General features: G+C 73.5%; 20 protein-coding genes. 8 read left to right on the top strand and 12 right to left on the bottom strand.

Features of this window, described 5'->3' with window-relative positions; all coding sequences use genetic code 11:
• Positions 1-118: 118 nt before the first annotated feature.
• From ACFXMG_RS05335 to ACFXMG_RS05320, 4 genes are all read right to left on the bottom strand, one after another.
• Entirely contained in the window at positions 119-907 is a 789-nt protein-coding gene (locus ACFXMG_RS05335) for an ABC transporter permease (RefSeq protein ID WP_383830301.1), read from the bottom strand.
• Positions 904-1,923 carry an ATP-binding cassette domain-containing protein gene (locus ACFXMG_RS05330; protein ID WP_384339063.1) on the bottom strand — a complete coding sequence of 340 codons (1,020 nt, stop codon included), beginning with the start codon at positions 1,921-1,923 and terminating at the stop codon, positions 904-906. Before ACFXMG_RS05330 ends, ACFXMG_RS05335 begins: the two co-directional genes overlap by 4 nt.
• Positions 1,924-2,018: 95 nt before the next feature.
• Complete coding sequence (locus tag ACFXMG_RS05325) at positions 2,019-2,861, bottom strand: DUF4097 domain-containing protein (RefSeq protein WP_383827699.1); 843 nt, start codon at positions 2,859-2,861, stop codon at positions 2,019-2,021.
• A gap of 85 nt (positions 2,862-2,946) precedes the next feature.
• Positions 2,947-3,471 (bottom strand): hypothetical protein, encoded by a 525-nt coding sequence (locus ACFXMG_RS05320; RefSeq protein WP_383827701.1) that lies wholly within the window; start codon positions 3,469-3,471, stop codon positions 2,947-2,949.
• 401 nt (positions 3,472-3,872) lie between these two features.
• On the opposite strand from ACFXMG_RS05320, the gene ACFXMG_RS05315 reads away from it, so the two are divergent.
• From ACFXMG_RS05315 to ACFXMG_RS05295, 5 genes are all read left to right on the top strand, one after another.
• Positions 3,873-4,952: a chitinase gene (locus tag ACFXMG_RS05315; protein WP_383827703.1), complete on the top strand. Its 1,080-nt coding sequence runs from the start codon at positions 3,873-3,875 to the stop codon at positions 4,950-4,952.
• 138 nt (positions 4,953-5,090) lie between these two features.
• Positions 5,091-6,500: an amidase gene (locus ACFXMG_RS05310; protein ID WP_383827705.1), complete on the top strand. Its 1,410-nt coding sequence runs from the start codon at positions 5,091-5,093 to the stop codon at positions 6,498-6,500.
• A 105-nt stretch (positions 6,501-6,605) separates the two neighbouring features.
• A complete protein-coding gene (locus ACFXMG_RS05305) occupies positions 6,606-7,430 on the top strand; it encodes a hypothetical protein (RefSeq protein WP_384339061.1) in 825 nt (274 codons plus the stop codon).
• The gene (locus ACFXMG_RS05300) at positions 7,427-7,813 is read left to right on the top strand and encodes a hypothetical protein (protein ID WP_384339059.1); all 387 of its coding nucleotides are present in this window, start codon (positions 7,427-7,429) and stop codon (positions 7,811-7,813) included. The genes ACFXMG_RS05305 and ACFXMG_RS05300 overlap by 4 nt, the downstream gene beginning before the upstream one ends.
• Complete coding sequence (locus ACFXMG_RS05295; RefSeq protein ID WP_383827709.1) at positions 7,810-8,028, top strand: hypothetical protein; 219 nt, start codon at positions 7,810-7,812, stop codon at positions 8,026-8,028. Before ACFXMG_RS05300 ends, ACFXMG_RS05295 begins: the two co-directional genes overlap by 4 nt.
• 28 nt (positions 8,029-8,056) lie before the next feature.
• On the opposite strand, the gene ACFXMG_RS05290 is transcribed toward ACFXMG_RS05295, so the two are convergent.
• The 5 genes from ACFXMG_RS05290 to ACFXMG_RS05270 form a co-directional block, all read right to left on the bottom strand.
• The gene (locus ACFXMG_RS05290; RefSeq protein WP_383827765.1) at positions 8,057-8,995 is read right to left on the bottom strand and encodes an ABC transporter ATP-binding protein; all 939 of its coding nucleotides are present in this window, start codon (positions 8,993-8,995) and stop codon (positions 8,057-8,059) included.
• A gap of 62 nt (positions 8,996-9,057) precedes the next feature.
• Entirely contained in the window at positions 9,058-10,101 is a 1,044-nt protein-coding gene (locus ACFXMG_RS05285; RefSeq protein WP_383827711.1) for an ABC transporter ATP-binding protein, read from the bottom strand.
• Positions 10,101-11,087 (bottom strand): ABC transporter permease, encoded by a 987-nt coding sequence (locus ACFXMG_RS05280; RefSeq protein ID WP_383827713.1) that lies wholly within the window; start codon positions 11,085-11,087, stop codon positions 10,101-10,103. The genes ACFXMG_RS05285 and ACFXMG_RS05280 overlap by 1 nt, the downstream gene beginning before the upstream one ends.
• Positions 11,084-12,016, bottom strand: coding sequence for an ABC transporter permease (locus ACFXMG_RS05275; RefSeq protein WP_383827715.1), 933 nt, complete (start codon positions 12,014-12,016; stop codon positions 11,084-11,086). Before ACFXMG_RS05275 ends, ACFXMG_RS05280 begins: the two co-directional genes overlap by 4 nt.
• Positions 12,017-12,030: 14 nt before the next feature.
• Positions 12,031-13,782: an ABC transporter substrate-binding protein gene (locus ACFXMG_RS05270; RefSeq protein WP_383827717.1), complete on the bottom strand. Its 1,752-nt coding sequence runs from the start codon at positions 13,780-13,782 to the stop codon at positions 12,031-12,033.
• Between the two features lie 195 nt (positions 13,783-13,977).
• On the opposite strand from ACFXMG_RS05270, the gene ACFXMG_RS05265 reads away from it, so the two are divergent.
• Together ACFXMG_RS05265 and ACFXMG_RS05260 are read left to right on the top strand one after the other, a co-directional pair.
• Positions 13,978-15,255, top strand: coding sequence for an alpha/beta fold hydrolase (locus tag ACFXMG_RS05265; protein WP_383827719.1), 1,278 nt, complete (start codon positions 13,978-13,980; stop codon positions 15,253-15,255).
• A gap of 81 nt (positions 15,256-15,336) precedes the next feature.
• Positions 15,337-16,350, top strand: a complete 1,014-nt coding sequence (locus ACFXMG_RS05260) for a LacI family DNA-binding transcriptional regulator (protein WP_383827721.1) — start codon at positions 15,337-15,339, stop codon at positions 16,348-16,350.
• Positions 16,351-16,401: 51 nt separating this feature from the next.
• Here the strand turns inward: ACFXMG_RS05260 and ACFXMG_RS05255 are convergent, their stop codons facing one another.
• From ACFXMG_RS05255 to ACFXMG_RS05245, 3 genes are all read right to left on the bottom strand, one after another.
• Positions 16,402-16,653, bottom strand: a complete 252-nt coding sequence (locus ACFXMG_RS05255; RefSeq protein ID WP_383827723.1) for an EF-hand domain-containing protein — start codon at positions 16,651-16,653, stop codon at positions 16,402-16,404.
• Between the two features lie 561 nt (positions 16,654-17,214).
• Positions 17,215-18,114, bottom strand: coding sequence for a DUF817 domain-containing protein (locus ACFXMG_RS05250; protein WP_383827725.1), 900 nt, complete (start codon positions 18,112-18,114; stop codon positions 17,215-17,217).
• A gap of 52 nt (positions 18,115-18,166) precedes the next feature.
• Complete coding sequence (locus ACFXMG_RS05245; RefSeq protein ID WP_383827727.1) at positions 18,167-18,880, bottom strand: DUF2470 domain-containing protein; 714 nt, start codon at positions 18,878-18,880, stop codon at positions 18,167-18,169.
• Between the two features lie 161 nt (positions 18,881-19,041).
• Here ACFXMG_RS05245 and ACFXMG_RS05240 point away from each other — a divergent pair, with 161 nt between their 5' ends.
• A complete protein-coding gene (locus ACFXMG_RS05240; RefSeq protein WP_383827729.1) occupies positions 19,042-22,434 on the top strand; it encodes a DUF4132 domain-containing protein in 3,393 nt (1,130 codons plus the stop codon).
• Positions 22,435-22,490 lie beyond the last annotated feature (56 nt).

Genomic DNA, 22,490 nt, shown 5'->3' with positions numbered 1-22,490 from the left:
ACGGCGGCTGGAACGCGGCGGGGGCGGCGTACGCCGACGGGTGTCGGGCACGCCGCCCTCGGGGCGGGAAGGAGGCAGGGGGAGGGGGCAGGGGGGGAGGGAGCAGGGGGAGGGTGGGTCAGGAGGGGTCGCGGTTGAAGGTCGACTTCGACCAGACGTAGCCGAGGACCGTGAGGCCCACGCACCAGGCGACGGCGATCCAGCCGTTGTGGCCGATCTCGGTGCCGAGGAGGAGGCCGCGGAGGGTCTCGATGGCGGGGGTGAAGGGCTGGTACTCGGCGATCGGCTGGAACCAGCCCGGCATGGAGTCGATCGGGACGAACGCGCTGGAGATCAGGGGGAGCACGACCAGCGGGAGGGCGTTGTTGGAGGCGGCCTCCGCGTTGGGGCTGACCAGGCCCATGCCGACGGCGATCCAGGTGAGGGCGAAGGCGATGAGGGCCGTCATGCCGAAGGCGGCGAGCCATTCGAGGGCGGTGGCGTCGGTGGAGCGGAAGCCGATGGCGACGGCGACGGCGCCGACGAGGAGCACGCTCATGAGGCACTGGAGGACGCTGCCGACGACGTGCCCGACGAGGATCGACGGGCGGTGGATCGCCATCGTCCGGAAGCGGGCGATGATGCCCTCGGTCATGTCGTTGGAGACGGAGACCGCGGTCCCCACCACCGTGCCGCCGACGGTCATCATGAGGATGCCGGGGACCACGTAGGCGATGTACGTGGCGCGGTCCGCGCCTCCGCCCATGCCGGCGCTCATCACGTCACCGAAGACGTAGACGAAGAGCAGCAGCATCATCACCGGGGTGAGCAGCAGGTTGAGGGTGAGGGAGGGGTAGCGGCGGGCGTGCAGGAGGTTCCGCCGGAGCATCGTGGACGAGTCGCGGGCGGCGAGGGAGAAGGCGCTCATCGGGCGGACTCCTGGTTCTGGGTCGGCTGGTCGGTGACGGTGGAGCCGGTGAGGGCGAAGAAGACGTCGTCGAGATCGGGGGTGTGCACGGTGAGTTCGTCGGCCTCGATGCCCGTGGAGTCCAGCCAGTCGAGGATGGAGCGCAGTTCGCGCTGGCTGCCGCCGCTGGGGATCTGGAGCGCCAGGGCCTCGTCGTCGCGGGTGGCCACCTGGAGGGTCGTCACGGCGGTCTGGTAGACGACCGGGTCGGTGAAGCGGAGGCGGATGTGGCCGCCGGGGATCTGGCGCTTGAGGGCGTCGGCGGTGCCTTCGGCGACGATCTTTCCGCCGTTGAGGACGGCGATGCGGTCGGCGAGTTCGTCGGCTTCTTCGAGGTACTGGGTGGTGAGGAAGACGGTGACGCCGTCGGCGACGAGTTCGCGGATGATCTGCCACATGTTGTGGCGGGAGCGGGGGTCGAGGCCGGTGGTGGGTTCGTCGAGGAAGATGATGCGGGGGTTGCCGACGAGGGTCATGGCGATGTCGAGGCGGCGTTTCATGCCGCCGGAGTAGGTGGAGGCGGGCTTCTTGGCCGCCTCCACGAGGTCGAAGCGGGCGAGGAGTTCGGCGGCGACCTTGCGGCCTTCCTGCTGGGGGAGGTGGTGGAGGTCGGCCATGAGGAGCATGTTCTCCTCGCCGGTGATGAGGCCGTCGACGGCGGAGAACTGTCCGGTGACGCCGATGGCGGCGCGGACCTTGTGGGCGTCGGTGGCCAGGTCGTGGCCGGCGACGGCCGCCTGCCCGTCGTCGGCGGTCACGAGGGTGGAGAGGATCTTCACGGCGGTGGTCTTGCCCGCGCCGTTCGGACCGAGCAGGGCGAAGACGGAGCCGGCCGGGATGTGGAAGTCGATGCCGTCGAGGACGACCTTGTCGCCGTACGCCTTGCGCAGACCGGTGGCGGTGATGGCGGCGGGTGCGGGCCGGCCGTCGCCCTGGCTCGGCAGGGGAGTGGGCATGGGCATGACAGAAGAAGGCATGGGGGCCTCCGATCGAAGGCTGAGGAGGGAAGGGGAGGGGAGGGAGGGGGAGGGAGCTGTAGGGGAGATGTGCGGGGAGGTCGTGCGTGCGGGCGTCAGGCGCGGGCGCGGCGGATGTCGATGTTGCCGTGGCGGGTGCGGGCGCGGACCTTGACCGTCTCCTCGGTCTCCTCCGGCGCGTCGGATGCGGTGAGCCCGTTGCGTACCTGGCCGGAGACCGAGACGGCGTCGAGCCATGCGGCGGTGCCCTCGCGGACGCCGATGTCGATGGCGCCGTAGTTCGTCTCCACCTGGACGGTGCCCCGGGTGATCTCGCCGATCCGGACGGTGCCGTGGGCGGTCGTGGCGGTCACCGAGTCCTCGGCGCGGTCGACCGTGATGTCACCGTGGGCGCCGCTCACCCGGAGTTCGCCGGTGACGGCGCCGACGATCGTGGTGCCGTGCGAGTTCTTGAGGACGGCGGGGCCGTCGACCAGGCCGACGCGCATGCTGCCGGAGCTGGTGGTGATCTCGGCCGCGCCCTCGACGCGGTCCACGATGATCGACCCGTGCGAGGCGGTGAGGTGCAGCGGGCCGGTGGTGTCGAGCCGGGCGTCGCCGGACGAGGTCTTCACCCGGACCTCGCCGAGCCGGCCCTCGCCGAGGATCTGGGTCCAGGCGCCGTCGAGCTCGACCCGCGAGCCCGTCGGCAGCTCGACCGTCACGTCGACGACGCCGGTGCGGCCGAACAGGTTCGACTTGGGCGTCCGCACGGTCAGTGTGCCGTTGGCGTACGACACCTCGGTCTGGTCGGCGGTCCGCACGTCCAGGTCCTTCTTCGGGTTGCGCGGCACCACCTGGACGACGGTGTCCGCGCGGTCCCCGGCGATGAACTGGATGGAACCGGCCTCCACGCGGGCCATGGCCGAGATCGCTGCGGGAGTGTCGAAAGAAGGCATGGCTGTCCCGTCCTCTTGAGTCTCTGGAGCGTCCCTGCTGGTGGGACGTGGTGTGGGTGGGGAGGGTGCTGGGCAGGGGGCTGGGCTAGCGGACCCAGCCCGTGATGCTCTGTCCGACGGTCCTGGGCTTCTCCGCCGTACGTGGTCTGGCGCCGCCGCCCTCGACCGCCGAGGACACCGCCCGGACCAGCCAGGCGTTGACCGACAGCCCCTCGCGGCTCGCGGCCTCCTCGGCCCGTACCTTGAGGTGGGCCGGCAGGCGCAGGTTCACCCGGGCGACCGCGCCCTCGTCCCCTTCGGGGGTGGCGGGGGCCAGGAGCGGCTCGGCGGGCGCCGTCGGCTCCGCCGATGCCGCGCCGCTGTCGGCGGGCGGGCGCGTCACCACGAAGTCGGGGTCGAGGCCCCGGAGCCGTACGTCGACCGAGCCGGGGGCGAGCTCTCGGGTGATCTCGTCCGTCGCGGCGGAGAGCACGTTGAGCATGGTCAGACGGGCCGCCGACTCCAGGGGCGCGGTGAGCCGGTCGGCCAGCTCGCGTGCCGCGTCGCCACCGGCTTCGGCGGCCACCGCGAGTTCGCGGCGGAGGCTGTCGACATACGGGGTGAGGTCCATGACGTCATCATGGCACCATCGTGGCGCCACATGCAACCCCTGGTGGTGTCATGTGGCACCGGATGGTGCCGCGCGGTGCCATGGGTGGCGGCGGGTGGTGCCATGTGGCGCCATCTGGCGCCAGGTGGTGCCACCTGGTGTCGGAGTGGCGTCGCGTGGCGTCGCGGGGTGCTGCGGGGTGCGATACGGCGCCCTGCGGTGCCGGGTTACGGGGCGGCCGCGCCGTCTCGCGCAGCCAGTCTGCTCCGGCGGCGAGCGGGTCCACGCCCACCCGCACGAACAAGCTCCCGCATCAACTCCCATCAACGTAGGGGTGGTTGACGGTAGGTCTGGACCAATCTACGGTCTGCTGGAGCGCGCGCCACGCACCGGACCGACCCCCCACGTCCCAAGGAGCACGCATGCCAGGCTCACGGATCGTCCGCGCCCTCGGAGCGGGCCTCATCGCCCTGCTCGCCGCCGTCGCCACCGCCCCCGCGCAGGCCGTCGCGGGCCCCGGCCCCTCGGCCACGGCCGCGGCTGCCGACACCTGCGCCCTGAAGCCCCGTCCCACCGGGAAGGTGCTCCAGGGGTACTGGGAGAACTGGGACGGCGCCGCCAACGGCGTCCACCCGCCCTTCGGGTGGGCCCCGATCGACGACCCCCGGTTCGCCGCCCACGGGTACAACGTCATCAACGCCGCCTTCCCCGTGATCCGTTCGGACGGAACGGTGCTGTGGGAGGACGGCATGGACAACACCGTGAAGGTGTCCACCCCGGCCGAGATGTGCCGGGCGAAGGCCGCGGGCGCGACCCTCCTCATGTCCATCGGCGGCGCCGCCGCCGGCATCGATCTCAGCTCGCCCGCCGTCGCCGACCGCTTCGTCGCGACGATCGTGCCGATCCTCCAGCGGTACAACTTCGACGGCATCGACATCGACATCGAGACCGGTCTCGTCGGCAGCGGCAGCATCACCACCCTCTCGGCCTCGCAGGCCAACCTCGTCCGCATCATCGACGGCGTCCTCGCCCGCATGCCCGCCGGCTTCGGCCTGACCATGGCGCCCGAGACCGCCTACGTCACCGGCGGCAGCGTCGCGTACGGCTCGATCTGGGGGGCGTACCTCCCGATCATCAAGAAGTACGCCGACAACGGGCGCCTGTGGTGGCTGAACATGCAGTACTACAACGGCAGCATGTACGGCTGTTCCGGCGACTCCTACTCCGCCGGGACCGTCGCCGGCTTCACCGCCCAGACCGACTGCCTCGACCGCGGCCTGGTCATCCAGGGCACCACCATCCGCGTCCCCTACGACAAGCAGGTGCCCGGCCTGCCCGCCCAGCCGGGCGCGGGCGGCGGCTACATGGCGCCCTCCCTCGTCGCCCAGGCGTGGAACCACTACGGCGGGCGCCTCAAGGGCCTGATGACCTGGTCGGCGAACTGGGACGGCTCGAAGGGCTGGACCTTCGGCGACAACGTCAAGCGGCTCCAGGGGCGTTAGCCCCGCCCGGAGCGGTCGGTCTCCCGCCCGCTCCGACCGTGCTCGGACCGCGTTCCGACCGCGCTCGGCCCTCGCGTGTTACCCGTGGGTACGCCATGATGGCGGTATCCATCCACGACTCCGGGGGCTGAGGCAGCGGTGACTTTCGAGAAGCGGAACACGGTGCACGCCTTCCGGGACGACTCCCTCGGCGAGCACGACGCCGTCGGCCTCGCGGCGGCGATCCGGCGGCGCGAGGTGAGCCCCGCCGAGGCCGCCCGGGACGCGGCCGCCCGCCTGCGGGCGGTCGCGGAGCTGCACGCGGTGGAGACCCCGCTCGACCCGCCGGCGCTCGGCGGCGGCCACGGCGGGGCCTTCGCCGGAGTCCCCACCCTCGTCAAGGACAACACCGACTACGCGGGCCTCCCCACCGGCCACGGCAGCGCCGCCTTCACCCCCCGGCCGGCCCGCCGGCACGCGCCCTTCGTCCGGCAGCTGCTCAGCACCGGCGTCACCGTCCTCGGCAAGACCCGGCTCCCCGAGTTCGGCTTCAGCCCGGCCACCGAGTACGAGCACGCCGAGCCCGTCCGCAACCCCTGGGCCACGGACCACTCCGCGGGCGGGTCCTCCGGCGGCGCCGCCGCGCTCGTCGCCTCCGGAGCCGTACCCCTCGCCCACGCCAACGACGGCGGCGGCTCCATCCGGATCCCCGCCGCCTGCTGCGGACTCGTCGGCCTCAAGCCCACCCGGGGCCGGGTCGCGGGCAACGAGCAGAGCCGCCGGCTGCCCGTCGACATCGTGTCCGACGGCGTCGTCACCCGTACCGTCCGCGACTCCGCCGTCTTCCTCGCCGCCGCCGAGCGCTACCGGCGCAACCCCAAGCTGCCGCCCGTCGGCCTCGTCGAGGGCCCCTCGGACCGGCGGCTGCGGATCGGCTTCCTGCTCGACTCGCCCAACGGCGTCCGCTGCGACGACAACACCCGCGCCGCCGTCACCGACACCGCCGCCACCCTCCGGTCCCTCGGCCACACCGTCGAACCGGTGGCGATGGACTTCGACCCCCGCTTCACCGGCGACTTCCTCACCTACTGGGGCATGCTCTCCTTCCTCCTCGGCGCCACCGGCCGCACCTTCGGACCGGACTTCGACCGCCACCGCATGGACGGGCTGAGCCGCGGACTGCGCGAGGAGTACGTGAAGCGGTGGCGGGACACCCCGGGCGTCGTGCGGCGGCTGCGGCGGACCAAGGAGGCGTACGCGGCGGCCCTGCGCGGTCTCGACCTCGTCCTCACTCCGGTCCTGGCCCACACCACGCCCCCCATCGGGCACCTCAGCCCCACCGTCCCGTACGCCGTCCTGGTCGAGCGGATCCTCGCGTACGTGGCGTACACCCCGGTCGACAACGTCGTGGGCACCCCGTCGCTCTCGCTGCCCAGCGCCCGCGCGACGGCCGACGGCCTCCCCATCGGCGTCCTCCTCTCCGGCCGCCCCGGCAGCGAACGCACCCTCCTGGAGGCGGCGTTCGCCCTGGAGGCGGAGCGCCCCTTCCGGCGGATCCAGGACGCCTGAGACGCGGCGCGACGCGGTCTGACTCCTCCTGCCGAGCGGGTGACGGGCCGGGGGCCGGCGGAGGTTCGCCCCGGTCGCGGGCGCCGGGCGGCGCAGAGTGGGGGCATGGATGTCGAGCAGTTGACCGGGGAGCTGTACGGGCTGCGGCCGTCCGAGTTCACGGCCGCCCGGGACGCGTATGTCGCCGAGGCGCGGCGGGCGAAGGACACGGCGGCGGCGAAGGCGATCGCGGCGCTGCGGCGGCCGCCGCTCGCCGTCTGGGCGGCGAACCTGCTGGCCCGCGAACGGCCCCAGGAGGCCGAGCGGTTCCTCGCCCTGGGAGAGGCCCTGCGCGAGGCCCACCAGTCGCTCGACGGCGAGCGGCTCCGGGAGGCGGTCGGGCAGCGGCACCAGCTCGTCGCCGCGCTCGCCCGCACCACCGCCGGGCTGGCCGAGGAGGCGGGCCAGCCGCTGAGCGACCCGGTGCAGCGCGAGGTCGAACAGATCCTCCACGCCGTACTCGCCCACCCGGACGCCGCCGGCCCCTGGTCCGCCGGACGCCTCGCCACCGCCCCCGAAGCCGCCGTCGACTTCACCGCCGTGACCCCGCCCGCGCCGCCGAAACCCCCGGCCGGACGCCGACCGAAGGAACTGGCCAGGGCCAGGGCCGCCGCCCAGGAAGCCCGAACGACCGCGACCCGCCACGAGCGGCAGCACGACACGGCCCGCAAGGCGCACCAGACCGCGAAAGCCGCCGCCGAGAAGGCCGCCGACCGCCTGCGCCGGGCCGAGCACGACCTGGAGGAGGCCCGGCGGGCCGCCGCCGCGGCGGAGCACGCAGCGAGCGAGGCCGATACGGGCCTCCGGTCCGCCGAGCGCGCCATGGGCGAGGCCCGCGAGGCGGCCGAACAGGCGGAGGCGGAGGTCCGGCGCCACGAGCGGGACGATTGACCCGCGAACGCGGCGGCGCCGTCGCGGTGGCGGCCGACCGTCTGCGCTGGGTCGAGCGAGACCTGGAGGGGGCCCGGCGGGCCGCCGCCGCGACGGAGCAGGCCGCGAGCGAGGCCGATACGGACCTCCGGTCCGCCGAGCGCGCCATGGGCGAGGCCCGCAAGGCGCAGGAGACCGCGAAAGCCGCCGCCGCGGTGGCGGCCGACCGCCTCTGCCGGGTCGAGCACGATCTGGAGGAGGCCCGGAAGGCCGCGAACGCGGCGGAGCACGCAGCGAGCGAGGCCGATACGGGCCTCCGGTCCGCCGAGCGCGCTCTGGGCGAGGCTCGCGCGGCGGCCGAAGAGGCGGAGGCGGAGGTCCGGCGGCAGGAGCGGGACGATTGACCCGCGAACGCGGCGGCGCCGTCGCGGTGGCGGCCGACCGCCTGCGCTGGGTCGAGCGCGACCTGGAGGAGGCCCGGAAGGCCGCCACCGCGACGGAGCAGGCCGCGAGGGAGGCTGATACGCACCTCCGGTCCGCCGAGCGCGCCGTGGCCGAGGCCCGCGCGGCGGCCGAGCAGGCCGAGGCGGAGGTCCGGCTCCACGCGGGGGACGCGTGACCCGTCCCCTGCGTGGGTCCGCAGGTGGCTACGTATCCGGCTGTTCCGGGAAGTGGCAGGCGACCTCGCGGGGGTCGCCTGGGGCTAGGGGGCGTAGGGGTGGGGGCTCGGTGCGGCAGAGTTGTTGGGCTTTGGGGCAGCGGGGGTGGAAGGTGCAGCCGGGTGGGGGTGCGGCGGGGCTTGGAGGGTCGCCTAGGAGGGTGATGCGTTCCCTGGCGCGTTCGGCCGCCGGGTCCGGGAGGGGGACGGCGGAGAGCAGGGCCCGGGTGTAGGGGTGCGCGGGGGACGCGTACACCCGGTCCTTGGGGCCGATCTCGACGATCCGGCCGAGGTACATGACGGCGACGCGGTCGCAGACGCGCTTCACCACCGACAGGTCGTGGGCGATGAACAGGTAGGCGAGGCCCAGTTCGGCCTGGAGCCGTTCCATGAGGTTGACGATCTGCGCCTGCACGGAGACGTCGAGCGCCGAGACGGGTTCGTCCGCGACGACGAGGCGGGGGCCCGTCGCGAGCGCGCGGGCGATGCCGATGCGCTGCGCCTGGCCGCCGGAGAACTCGTGCGGGCGGCGGTCGGCGTGCTCGGGGATGAGCCCGACCAGCTCCATCAGCTCCACCGCCCGCTTGCGGGCCTCCTCCGCCGAACTCCCCTGCACCAGAAGGGGATCGGCGATGATCCGGGCCACCGACTGCCGGGGGTTGAGGGAGGAGTGCGGGTCCTGGAAGACCATCTGGATCTCGCGGCGGAGCGGTTTGAGGGCCCGCTGCGAGAGGTGGGCGATGGACCGGCCCTCGTACTCGACGGAGCCGGCGGTCGGCTCCAGGAGCCGGACGATCATCCGGCCGGTGGTCGACTTGCCGCAGCCGGACTCGCCGACCAGGCCGAGGGTCTCGCCGGCCGCCAGGTCGAAGCCGACCCCGTCGACGGCCCGCACCGGCGAGGAGCGGCGCCGGCCCGGGAAGGTCATGGCGAGGTCCCGTACCCGCAGCAACGGCGGCGCGGGATCCGTACCGGGGGGAGCGGTGATGGTCACGGGGCGGTCCCTTCGTACGCGGGAGCGGGAGTAGTAGGGGAAGCGGAAGCCCGTACGGCCGGGAAGGCCGCGAAGTGGCAGGCTGCGGTGTGGCCTTCCGGCCCGCCCAGCACCGGCCGTTCGTCGGCGCACCGCTCCCGCTCCTCCGCGCTCCCGGTCGCCGCGCGGGCGCAGCGGGGCGCGAAGGCGCAGCCGGGCGCCGGGTCGAGGAGGGACGGCGGGCTGCCGGGGATGGCGCGGAGGGGTACGTCGTCGGGGTCGTCGAGCCGGGGGAGGGAGTCGAGCAGCCCGCGGGTGTACGGGTGCGCGGGGGCGGCGAACAGGGCGTCCACCGGGGCCTGTTCGGCGGCCCGTCCGCCGTACATGACGAGCACCTCGTGGGCGACGCGGGCCACCACGCCCAGGTCGTGGGTGATCATGACGACGGAGAGGCGGCGTTCCTGCTGGAGCCGGGCGATCAGGTCGAGGATCTGGGCCTGGACGGTGACGTCGAGCGCGGTGGTCGGCTCGTCGGCGATGAGCAGGTCCGGTTCGCAGACCAGCGCCATCGCGATCATGACCCGCTGGCGCATGCCGCCGGAGAACTGGTGGGGGTACTCGCCCACCCTCCGCTTCGGCTCGGGTATGCCGACCTCGGCGAGCGCCTCGACGGCGCGGGCGCGGGCGGCGGCCCGCCGGGTGCCGAAGTGGACGCGGTGGTGCTCGGCGATCTGCTCGCCGACCGTGTAGTAGGGGTGGAGGCTGGAGAGCGGGTCCTGGAAGATCATCGCCATCCGCCGGCCGCGCAGCCGGTTGAGCTCCCGGTCGGGCAGGCCGACGAGTTCGCGTCCGTCGAGGGCGACGGAGCCGGTGACCTCGGCGCCGGTGTGCAGGCCCATGACGGCGAGCGAGGTCACGGACTTGCCGGAGCCGGACTCGCCGACGATGCCGAGGGTGCGCCCGTGCGGCACGTCGAAGGAGAGGGAGTCCACGGCCCGGACGGGGCCGCGCGGGGTCGGGAAGGTGACGCTGAGGTCCCGTACGGACAGGAGGGCGGCCATCAGTACCTCACTCGCGGGTCGACGACGGCGTACAGCAGGTCCACGGCCAGGTTGGCGACGACGATGAAGGTGGCGGCGAGCAGCGTCACCCCGAGGATGACGGGCTGGTCGCCGGTGGTGAGGGCGCCGTAGAAGAGGCGTCCGATGCCGGGGAGTCCGAAGAGGGACTCGGTGATGACGGCGCCGGCGAGGAGTCCGCCGAGGTCCATGCCGAAGATGGTGAGGACCGGCGTCATCCCGGCCCGCAGGCCGTGCTTGACGACGACCGTGCGGCGCGGGAGGCCCTTGGCGCGGGCGGTGCGGATGTACGGCTCCGCCATGGACTCGATCATCGCGCCGCGGCTCTGCCGGGCGTACATCGCCGCGTACAGGACCGCGAGCGCCAGCCACGGCAGGAGCAGGTTGGAGGCCCAGGACAGCGGGTCGGAGGTGAAGGGGACGTACTGCGGGTAGGGCAGCAGTCCGGTGAGCCGGATCAGCCCGTAGATGAGGAGGACGGAGGTGAAGTAGACGGGCAGGGAGGCGGCGGCGACCGCGCCGATCATCAGGGCCCGGTCGGTGAGGGTGTCCTTGCGGAGCGCCGCCGTGACGCCGGCCGACAGGCCGAGGATCAGCCAGAGGACGGCGGCTCCGGCGGCGAGCGAGGCGGAGACCGGGAGGCGGTCGACGAGCAGGTCCCAGACGTTCTCGCTGTTCTCGTAGGAGTAGCCGAGGCAGGGGAAGTCGCAGTGCAGGGCGTACTGCCCGGTGCCCATGGTCCGGCCCGTGAAGACGCCGGTGACGAAGTCGGCGAACTGGCGCCAGATCGGCTGGTCGAGGCCCATGTGGGCGCGGATCGCCTCCAGGCGCTCGTCGCTGCACGCCTTGCCGCAGGCGGCCGCGGCCGGGTCGGAGGGCAGGACGTAGAAGATGGTGAAGGTGACGGCGGCGATGGCGAGGAGGACGCCGAGCACGCCGAGGAGCCGGCGGCCGAGGTAGAGGATCACGTACGGCTCCCCCGGGGGTCGAGGACGTCGCGCAGCGCGTCGCCGAGGAGGGTGAAGGCCAGCACGGTGAGGAAGAGGCAGAAGCTCGGGACGAGGAAGTACATGGGGTCCGTGTCGTAGTAGGCGACGCCCTCGGCGATCATCTGGCCCCAGGACGGGGTCGGCGGGCGGACCCCGACGCCGAGGTAGCTCAGGGCCGCCTCGGTGGCGATCATGCCGGGTACCATCAGCGTGGTGTAGGCGATGACCGGCCCGGCGACGCCGGGGAGGATGTCGCGGGCGAGGATCCGCCAGGGGCCGGAGCCGCCGACGCGGGCGGCGTCGACGTACTCGCGGTGCTTGAGGGAGAGGGTCTGGCCGCGGACGACCCGGGCGACGCCGGGCCAGCCGAAGAGGCCGATGACGAGGATCATGAGCAGCATCCGGTCGACGTCCCGGGCCACCGACATCATCGCGATCATGAAGATGAGGGAGGGGAAGGACATCGTGAGGTCCATCAGCCGGGACAGCACGGTGTCGGTGCGGCCGCCGAAGTAGCCGGCCGCGATGCCGGCGGTGGTGCCGGCGAGGACGACGATCGCGGTGGCGGCGAAGGCGATGAGCAGGGAGACCTGGGCGCCGTGCACGACCCGGGCGAACAGGTCGCGGCCGGTGACGGGTTCGACGCCGAGCCAGTGCTCGGCGGAGACGCCGCCGAGCGGCCCGATCGGCAGTCCGCCGAGGTACGGGTCGACGGCGGACTTGTCGAACTCCTCCGGGCCCCAGCCGCCGAGCGCGCTGATCAGCGGGGCGGCGACGGTCATCACCGCGAAGAGGGCGACGACGGCGAGGGAGACCTTGAGGGAGGCCCGGCGGCGCAGTTCCGCGCGGACGAGCCGCCAGGCCCCGCCGCCCTCGTGCACCGGGGGTGGGGTGGTGGTCGTGGTCATGGGGGCGGCGTCCTTCAGTCCGTGCTCTTGGACGGGTCCTTGAGGCCGACCGTCGCGTAGTCGATCTGGCCGCCGTAGGAGGTGTGGCCGAAGGCGCCGGCGATGTTGGTGCCGAGGACGAGGGGGCGGCGCTTGACGGCGCCGGGGGCGACGGGGGCCTTGGCGAGGATCTGCCCGTCGAGCTCCTGCCACGCCTTGTTGGCGGCGGCGCCGTCGGCCAGGGCGGCGATCTCGTCCATCCGCTTCATGGTGGCGTCGTCGCGGAAGAGGGAGTGGTTGCCGGAGTTGCCCTTCTCCTTGATGGAGCGCCCGTCGAAGACGAAGGGCAGGAAGGTGGAGCCGGACGGGAAGTCGGGACACCAGCCGGTGTAGACGAGGTCGGTACGGCTCTTGGTGTCGCCGATGGTGTCGTAGAAGGCGGACGGGTCGACGGTCTCGATGGTCACCTTGATGCCGGCCCGCCCCAGGGACTGCTGGACGGCCTCGCCGATGGCCTTGTCGTTGACGTTCACGGTGACGCTGGTCGAGAAGCCGTCCGGCTTCCCGGCCTCCTTGAGCAACTGCTTGGCCATGTCGGGGTCGCCGGCGAGCGGGATCTTCAGGGTGTCGGGCTGCTTGCCGCCGGTGAAGAGCGCGCCGGGCATGGCGGCGGTGGACGCCTCGGTGAGGGCGGGGCCGCCGGCGGCGGTGACGATCGCCTCGCGGTCGAGGGCGTACTGCACGGCCTGGCGCACCTTGACGTCGTCGAAGGGGGCGCGGCCGGTGTGCATCTGGAGCATCTCGTTGCAGGTGCTGGACTCGGCGAGGAGCCGGGCCTTGACCTCGGGCTTCGTCAGCACCTTCGAGGTGGACTCGGGGCGCAGGGCGGCCCACGGGACGGAGGAGGCGTCGGCGCCGGCCGAGGCGATGAGGCGGTCGTCGACCTGGTTGCCCTTGAGGCCCATGGTGACGACGATCCTGTCCGGGTACGCCTTGCGGACGGAGTCGGTCTTCGGATCCCAGTGGGTGTTGCGGACCAGGACCATCTGCTTGTCGCGGGCGTACGTCTCGATCTTGTACGGCCCCGAGGAGAACGGGCGGTTGTCGTACTGGGGGCCCTTGTCCTGCTTCGGCGGCACCGGGGCGAAGGTCGGCAGGGTCGCGGCGAAGGGGAACTCGGCGAAGGCCGTGTGGAGTTCGAAGACGATCGTGCGCGCGTCGGGGGTCTTCACCGAGTCCAGATGCCGGCCCGTGGCGGGGCCCTGGTAGCCCTTGGCTCCGGCCAGGTAGCGGGCCGCGTAGTCGGGGCCGCCGGGCAGGTCGGGGGAGAAGGACCGTTCGACGTTGTGCTTGATGTCCTGGGCGGTGATCGGGGTGCCGTCCTCGTACTTGAGGCCGGGCTTGAGGCGGAAGGTCCAGGTCTTCGCCCCGTTGGAGGGGGTGCCGAGGTCCTCGGCGAGGTCGGGGACCAGCTCGCTGCCCTTGGCGCCGGGCTCGGCCTTGTAGGTGACGAGGGTGCGGTAGAGCAGCCGGGTGCCGAAGTCCATGTCGGGCATGACCCAGTTGCGCGCCGGGTCGAGGTGGGTGAAGTCCTGGTTGGACAGGACCCTGAGGGTGCCGCCCTTCTGCGGGGTGCCGCCGAGGATCGCGCCGGCGTTGGCGGCGGCGGGGTTCTTCCGCTCGGGGCCGCCGGCCGTGCGGCCGGACGAGCCGTCGGAACAGGCCGCGAGGCCGAGGGTCAGGGTCGACACCAGGGCGATGGCCAGGGTGCGGGTGCGCTTGTTCATGGGGTCACTCCGAGGAAGAGCGGAAGAGAGGACGAGCCGAAGAGGACGTGCCGAAGAGACGGCGAGCGGAAGGGCGGCCGGACATCAGAGCGGCCGGAATGTGACCCGTAACATAGTAATGTGAAATTGCACTGACAAGGTGTGGAGTCCCCCCAGGCCCGTCCGTTACCCATCCGTGTCCCTTCAGGAGCCCCCGTGCACCCCGCCTACGCCACCACCGACCACACCTTCACCGTCCCCCTCGACCACGCCCGCCCCGACGGCCCCACCCTGGAGGTCTTCGCCCGCGAAGTCGCCGACCCCGCCCGCGCCGGCGAGGAACTGCCCTGGCTGCTCTACCTCCAGGGCGGCCCCGGCGGTAAGTCCCCGCGCCCCACCGCCGGTTCGCCCGGCTGGCTGCCCCACGCCCTCAAGACCCACCGGGTCCTCCTGCTCGACCAGCGCGGCACCGGCCGCTCCACCCCCGTCACCGCCCGCGAGGCCGCCCGCTTCGGCGACGCGGAACGCCTCGCCGCCCACCTCGGCCACTTCCGCGCGGACGCGATCGTCGACGACGCCGAGCTCATACGCCGCCGCCTCTGCGGCGACACCCCCTGGGAGACCCTCGGCCAGAGCTACGGCGGCTTCCTCACCCTCACCTACCTGTCCAGGGCACCCCAAGGGCTCCGCGCCTGCTACGTCGCCGGCGGCCTGCCCGGACTCACCGCCACCGCCGACGACGTCTACGCCCGCACCTACCCCCGGGTCCGCGACCGCTGCCGGGAGTACTACGCCCGCTACCCCGAGGACGCCGGCCGCCTCCGCCGCGTCGCCGCCCTCCTCGACTCCGGCGACGTCCGGCTTCCCGACGGCGACCGCCTCACCGTCCGCCGGCTGCGCACCCTCGGCCTCGTCCTCGGCATGGGCGACGGCTTCGAACGCCTCCACTGGCTCCTCGACGAGGCCCTCGGCGCCGACGGCGCGCCCAGCGCCACCTTCCTCCACCAGGTCATGACGCTCACCGGCCACATCGACGCCCCGCTCTTCGCCGTCCTCCAGGAGAGCCTGTACGGACAGGGGGCCGGGCCCACCGGCTGGGCCGCCGACCGCGCGCTCGCCGACCACCCGGAGTTCGCGGACGAGTTCACCGAGAGCGCCGGGACCCCGCTGCTCACCGGTGAGATGATGTACCCCTGGATGTTCCGGGAGATCGCCGGGCTGCGGCCCTTCGCCGAGGCCGCCGACCTGCTCGCCGCCCGCGCCGACTGGGCCCCGCTCTACGACCTCGGGCGCCTCGCCGCCAACGAGGTGCCGCTCGCCGCCGTCGTCTACCACGACGACATGTACGTGGACGCCGGTCTCTCCCTCGACACCGCGCGCCGGATCGGGTCCACCCGCGTCTGGGTCACCAACGAGTGGGAGCACGACGGGCTCACCGCCTCCGGCGGCCGGGTCCTCGCCCGGCTGATGGAGATGGCCGCCGGGCGGGCCTGAACACCGCTCCGACCACCCTGTTTGCGCGAGAACTGCAACGGACTGTCGTTCTCTTGCGGAGCTTGCGCTAGCCTTGCGCGCATGACGCGACGACTTGCTCAGGTGGCGAAGAAGGTGGGGGTCAGCGAGGCGACGGTCAGCCGGGTCCTCAACGGCAAGCCCGGGGTGTCCGAGGCGACCCGGCAGTCCGTCCTCACCGCCCTGGACGTGCTCGGGTACGAGCGGCCCACGCAGCTCAGAGGCGAGCGGGCCCGGCTCGTCGGGCTCGTCCTGCCCGAGCTCCAGAACCCCATCTTCCCCGCCTTCGCCGAGGTCATCGGAGGCGCGCTCGCCCAGCAGGGGCTCACCCCCGTGCTCTGCACCCAGACCAAGGGCGGCGTCTCCGAGGCCGACTACGTGGACCTCCTCCTCCAGCAGCAGGTCTCCGGCGTGGTCTTCGCCGGCGGGCTCTTCGCGCAGGCCGACGCCCCGCACGACCACTACCACCAGCTGCACGAGCGCAACATCCCGGTCGTCCTCATCAACGCCTCCATCGAGGGCCTGGACTTCCCCTGCGTCTCCTGCGACGACGCCGTCGCCGTCGAGCAGGCGTGGCGCCACCTCGCCTCGCTCGGCCACGAGCGGATCGGCCTGCTGCTCGGCCCCGCCGACCACGTGCCCTCCCGCCGCAAGCTCCAGGCCGCGCGGGCCGTCGCCGAGGCGGCCGGCACCCCGCTCCCCGACGAGCACGTCGTCCGCTCGATCTTCTCCCTGGAAGGCGGCCAGGCCGCCGCGAACCGCCTGTTCGAACAGGGCGTCACCGGCATCGTCTGCGCCAGCGACCCGCTCGCCCTCGGCGCCATCCGGGCCGCCCGCCGGCGCGGACTCCTCGTCCCCGGCGACGTCTCCGTGATCGGCTTCGACGACTCGGCGTTCATGAACTGCACCGAGCCGCCGCTCTCCACCGTCCGCCAGCCCATCGAGGCCATGGGCCGCGCCGCCGTCGAGCTGCTCTGCGCCCAGATCCAGGGCGTCCACTCGCACCCGGGCGAGCTGCTCTTCGAGCCCGAGCTCGTGGTGCGCGGCTCGACCGCCCCGCCGTCGCCCCGCCCGTAGCGGAGCCCGTACCGCTCCCTTCCCTGGTCCTGACCCCGGGGCGCGGGACTCTCACCAACCGAAGCGGCGGTCCACGACGGCGGCGAACTCCTCGAAGGTGAGGACGCGGTCGCCGTTCTGGTCGCACGCGTCGAACAGGGCGGCGGACGCGTCGTCGCCGCCCACGCCCCAGAAGGGGATCACCCCCCGCGCCGCCAGGGTGGGCCCCTTCTCCCGCAGGGCGAGGATGACCTCGGTACGGGTCAGCGTGCCGTCGTGGTCGAGGTCGAGCGCGTCGAACAGGACGCGGGCCTTGTCGCTCATGGCAGGTCCTTCGGTCGGTCGTGGCGGCTTCGTGTGAGGGAGGACGCTCCGTCCGCCGTACGGGTTGCCTAGGCTCTGTCCCATGGCGAATCCCTCCACCACCGAGCTGCTGGTCCTGCACGCCGTACGGCTGCGGGGCATGACCACAGAGAAGGAGGCCGCGGACCGCTTCGGCCTCGACGCGGACACGGTCGGCGAGCTGCTGCTCGACCTCCAGGCGTACGGGAGAGTGACGCGTAGCGGCTTCGCCGGCACGACCGGCTGGAGCCTCACCGACCGGGGCCGGGCGGAGGGCGAGCGGCTGCTCGCCGAGGAGCTGGCCGGGACCGGCTACGGCCCCTTCGTCCGGGAGCGGTACGAGACCTTCCTCGCGTACAACGCCCGCTGCCTCACCGCCTGCACCGACTGGCAGCTGCGGCCCGACGGCAGCGGGCGGCTCGCCGTCAACACCCACGGCGACCCGGAGTGGGACCGGCGCGTCCTCGACGAACTGACCGTCCTCGGCGGGGTGATCGACACCCTCTCCGCCGAACTGGGCGCCCTGCTGCCCCGCCTCGGCGGCTACGGCGAGCGCTTCACCGGCGCGCTCGCCCGGGTGCGGCGCGGCGAGCTGTCCTGGGTGGACCGGCCGCGCGCCGACTCCTGCCACACGGTGTGGATGGAGCTCCACGAGGACCTGCTCGCGACCCTCGGCATCCGCCGGGGCGAGGAGCCCGTCCCGTAGGCCAGGACGAAGGTGACGGTGATCAGCAGCGCCCAGGCGCCGAACTTGGCGACCGAGACGGGCTGCCAGCCGTCGAGCTGGTCGGGATAGCTCCAGGCGCCGACGTAGGTGGCGGCGTTCTCGGCGATCCAGAGGAAGAAGCCGATGAGGACGAAGGACAGGGCCAGCGGCATCCGGTGGTCCTGTTCGCCGACGCGGAAGCGGACCCAGGTGCCGGCGGTGGCGAGGAGCAGCAGCGCGGCGAGCACCCAGCGGGCGTCGGGCAGCCAGTGGTGGCTGAAGAAGTTGAGGTAGACCGCTCCGGCGAGGACCGCCATGATCCGGGGCCGGTAGCCGGTCAGGCGCAGGTCGAGCAGGCGCCAGGCGCGGCAGACGTAGCTGCCGACGGCCGCGTACAGGAAGCCGCCGTAGAGGGGGACGCCGCCGAACTTGGCGACCGCGTCCTCCGGGTAACTCCAGGAGCCCATGCGGACCTTGACCAGCTCGAAGAGCAGGCCGATCAGGTGGCAGACGGCGATGACCGCGACGTCCCGCCCGCTGTCCCAGCCGAGCCGCCAGGCCAGGACGGTGAGCACGATCCCGTAGCCGAGGAGCAGGTCGTAGCGGGCGACGGGCAGGTCGGGCAGGAGCGTCGAGACCGCGATGCCGCCGATGAGCGCGACGGCGAAGGCGCAGCAGCGCGCCTCCAGGAGGGCGAAGCGCAGGAGCTGGCGGAGGCCGTGCGTGATCTGGTCCATGCGGGAGGGGACGCCCTCGTCCGTGTGTGCGGTTTCCGGGCCGCAGGACGGCTCAGTGGGGGTTGTGGTGGTGGGCGCAGCGGGGTGCGGTGAGCAGCCGGCGGACCATGTCGCCGGCCTCCGCCGCGTCGCGTGCCTCGCCGGGGAAGAGGAGGCGGAGGTCGCAGTGGCCCTCGCCGTACTCGCAGCGCAGCGACACGGCGTGCCGGTCCATGGCGAGCGGGAGCGCGCGGACGACGCCGTGGGGGAGGCGGGATCCGGCCAGGACGACGAGCTCGGAGACGAGGTCGGCGTGGGCGTCGGCGAGGTGGGTGAGGAGCGCGGCCTCTTCGAGGGCGAGCGGGTCGGGGGCGGCGAGGGTGTACGCGCCGGGGGCGACCTCCTCGGTCCCGGTGCCCGTCCGGAGCGTGACGCGGGTGAGGTCGAGGCGGAGAGAGCCCAGGTCACCGGGGGTGGCGGGGGCGAGGCGGCCGGTGAGGGCGACCCGGGCGCGGACCCGGTCGCGGAGCGGCGTCGGGGCGATGTCGGTGAGGTCGATCCGGGCGTCGAGCGCGCCGAGCGGGGAGCGGGCGAGGTGGTCGGTGAGCGGGGTGTCGGCGGGCGGGTGGAGGGTGATCCGGCCGCGCGCGCCGACGGTGTGCGCGCCGAGGAGGTCGTAGGTCTGCCCGTCCAGGGTGAGCGAGAGGGAGATGGCCCGGGCCAGGACGGAGCGGACCTGCTCCGCGGCGGTCTGCTGGGGCAGGACGGGGGAGGGGGCGACGCTCACGGTGACTCTCCTCGGTCGATTTTAGGTAAGGCTAACCTAACCATCCCCTGGTCGGTGGTGTCCAGGACCCTTCCCACCGGAGGGATTTCCGGCGATGTCGGTCACCCCCGCTACTGTGCTGACCACTGATCGACTGATCGACGAGCAATGCGGGAGGGGCCGTGCGCCGCAGGGAGCACGCCGGGGACGGTGCGGGCAAGTTCACGACGATCGGTAAGGGGGAGGCACCCGGATTCACGCCCTTCCGGCGCGACGAGTCCGTCTTCGTCCTGCCCGAGGCGTGGAAGCGGAACCTCCGGCCGCGCCGCGGCGGCACCCCCGTGACGGTCGCCCCACCGGCCACCGAGGCTCCCGCCCGGCTCGCCGACTGGCGTGTCCGTGCCACCGTCGAGATCGACCGCGCCCTCGACTCCGGGCGCGGAGACGCCGAGTTGACCGCCGCCGCCCGCGCCCACGACGCCGGAAGCCCCGACCCCGTCGGCGCCGCCGTCCTCGCCGCCCTCCTTCCCCCGGAGGCCCAGCGGACCACCGTCGCCGACGCCTGGGCCGTCACCCACGGGCTGCCCTTCGCCGCCGTCGCCGCCGTCGAGCACCTCGAATGCCGCCGCATCCGGCTCCAGGACGGAGTCGTCGGCGGCGTCTGCCCCGCCCGCGAGGACGACGCGCAGTGGCAGTCGGGGGAGCCCCACACCCTCCTGGAGCGGGTCCGCGCCCTCCTCGCCGTCACCGACGACGCGACCTACGCCTCCGCCGTCGCCGCCCTCGCCCGCCACCGCACCACGCCCCGCCGCCGCGTCGCCGTCTCCTTCCTGGTGCCCACCGAGCGCGCCTGGACCGACGAGTGCCTCGCCGACCCCGCCACCCGCGAGCATGTCCAGCTCCCGGTGCGGGACATGCTCGTCTGCTCCGTCACCGCCGACCAGACCGCCGCCTACGGAGGCCGCGTCGACCTCGGCTGGCGCGGCTGGAAGACGCCCACCGTCGCCACCGTCGCGGACGGCGCCGGAGTCGCCGTGGCCCCCTTCCTCATCGCCGAGACCGACCGCCAGTACCTCGGCACCGACGAACTCAAGGCGTTCGCCGCCGCCCTCGCCCAACTCCCCTCCGACGAGGCGTTCCAGGGCCTCCTCGACCGCGTCGGTGACAAGCACGTCCGCGCCGAACTGGCCGCGGCCGCCCGCCGCTTCCCCGTCCGCGCCCTCCGGCTGCTCGCCCTCGCCGCCCGGGAGACCACCCCCGACAGCGCCCTGGTCCGCCGGATGCTCGCCGGACACGTCGCCGCCCACCGCCCGCTCGCCCTCGCCGTCCTGCCCGAACTGCCCGCCGAGGCCGCCGAGGTCGTCGAGCCGCTGACCCGCGCCCAGGACACCACGCACGACGCCGCCGCGGCCGACCTCCCCGCCCTCCTGACCAGCCCCCCGTGGACCGTACGCCGCCCGGCCGCCACGCCCCGCGTCGTCACCGGCGTCACCGCACCGGACGGCACCCGGACCGTCTGGCGGGACGGGGAACGGCGCGCCTGGGCCACCGCCGAGTCCTGGGTGACCGGCTGGCAGCCGTACGAGCCCCTGGACGTCCTCGTCGACAAGCTCTTCGACGGCCGCCTGCACAACTGGCACACCGTCGGCGTCCTCGTGAACGGCCCCGCCGACCGCGTCCGCCCCTACCTCGCCGACTGGGACGGCATGGAGCACTGCTACGACGGCGCCGAGGTCTTCAAGCCGCTCGTCGCCGCCCACGAGGCCGCCGCCCTGCCGCCGCTCCTGCGCATGGCCCCCCAGTACCCCACCGCCATGTCCGAGGTGCTGCTGCCCTACCTCGACGTCCGCGTCGCCCGGCTGATGGCGACCTGGCTGCACCGCCTCAAGACCGCCGGCCACACCGCCCGCGTCTGGCTGCTCCGCCACGGCACCGACGCCGCCCGCCTCCTCGTGCCCGACGCCGTCGGCGCCGCGGGGCCCGAGCGGACCGCCGCCGAGGGCGCCCTCCGCGCGATCGTCGCCGCCCACGGCCCCGACGGAGTCCGCACCGCAGCCAAGGAGTACGGCGACGAGACCGTCGAGGCCGTCGAGGAACTGCTCGCCACCGACCCGCTGGTGACCGCGCTGCCCGCCCGGATGCCCCAGTTCCCCGCCTGGATCGACCCCCGCGTCCTGCCCCGCGTCCGGCTCACGACCGGCGCCACCCTCCCCGTCCCCGCCGTCGCCCACCTGCTCACCATGCTCTCCGTCTCCAAGCCGGGCGCCCCCTACCCCGGCCTCGCCGAGATCCGCGCGCTGTGCACGCCGGAGTCGCTCGCCGCGTTCGCCTGGGGCCTCTTCGAGGAGTGGCGGGTCGTCGGCCAGCCGCCCAAGGAGGCGTGGACCCTGCACACCCTCGGCTGGTTCGGCGACGACGACACCGTCCGCACCCTCACCCCCGTCATCCGCGCCTGGCCCGGCGAGGGGGCCCACCACCGGGCAGTCGAAGGACTCGGCGTGCTCGCCGCCATCGGCACCGACAGCGCCCTCCTCCACCTCCACGGCATCTCCCAGCGCGTCCGGTTCAAGGCGCTGAAACTGCGCGCCCAGGAGAAGATCGCCGAGGTCGCCGACGAACTCGGCCTCACCGCCGAACAGCTCGCCGACCGGCTCGTGCCCGACCTCGGACTCGACGCCGACGGCGGCACGGTCGTCGACTACGGCACCCGCCGCTTCACCGTCGGCTTCGACGAGGCCCTCAAGCCCTTCGTCGACGACGGCGAGGGCCGCCGCCTCAAGGACCTCCCCAAGCCCGGCGCCCGCGACGAGACCGAACGCGCCACCGCCGAGCGCAAGCGCTTCCTCGCCCTCAAGAAGGACGTCCGCGCGATCGCCGCCGACCAGGTCCGCCGCCTGGAGGCCGCCATGGTCGACGGCCGCTCCTGGACCGGCTCCGAGTTCCGGCAGCTGTTCGTCGAGCACCCCCTCGTCCGGCACCTCGCCCGCCGCCTCGTCTGGAGTGCCGAACAGGACGGCACCGCCACCGCCTTCCGGATCGCCGAGCACGGCACGTACGCCGACGCCGACGGCACCCTCCTCACCGTCGCCGACGACGCCACCGTCACCCTCCCGCACCCCCTCCTCCTCACCGGCGCGCTCGGCGTCTGGGCCGAACTCCTCGCCGATCACGAGATCGTCCAGCCCTTCCCGCAGCTCGGCCGGCCGCTCCACACCGCCACCGGGGAGGAGGCGGCGGGCGCCCGCCTCACCCGCTTCGAGGGCGTCACCGTCCCCGTCGGCCGGCTCCTCGGGCTCCAGAAGCGCGGCTGGGACCGGGGCACCCCGCAGGACGCCGGTGTCGAGCGCTGGTTCTCCCGCCGCCTCGCCCCCGAGCGCCACCTCGTCATCGAGCTCGAACCGGGCATCGCCGTCGGCGTGATCGACGAGTTCCCCGACCAGACCCTCCGTACCGTCTGGCTCGACACCCACCCCGGCGACCACTGGCCGAGCCGCACCTACCCGCTGCGGTTCGCCGACCTCGACCCGGTGACCGTCTCCGAACTCCTCACCGACCTCACCGAACTGACCTCCTGAGATCGCGGCCCGGGGGCCTGTTGGTCCGCCGGGTTCGGTCCCCTTTGTGGTACTGC

This window comes from Streptomyces sp. NPDC059201 (assembly GCF_042754585.1).
In the GTDB taxonomy this organism is placed as follows: Bacteria; Actinomycetota; Actinomycetes; order Streptomycetales; family Streptomycetaceae; genus Streptomyces.
This window is presented reverse-complemented; position numbering and strand designations above follow the sequence as displayed.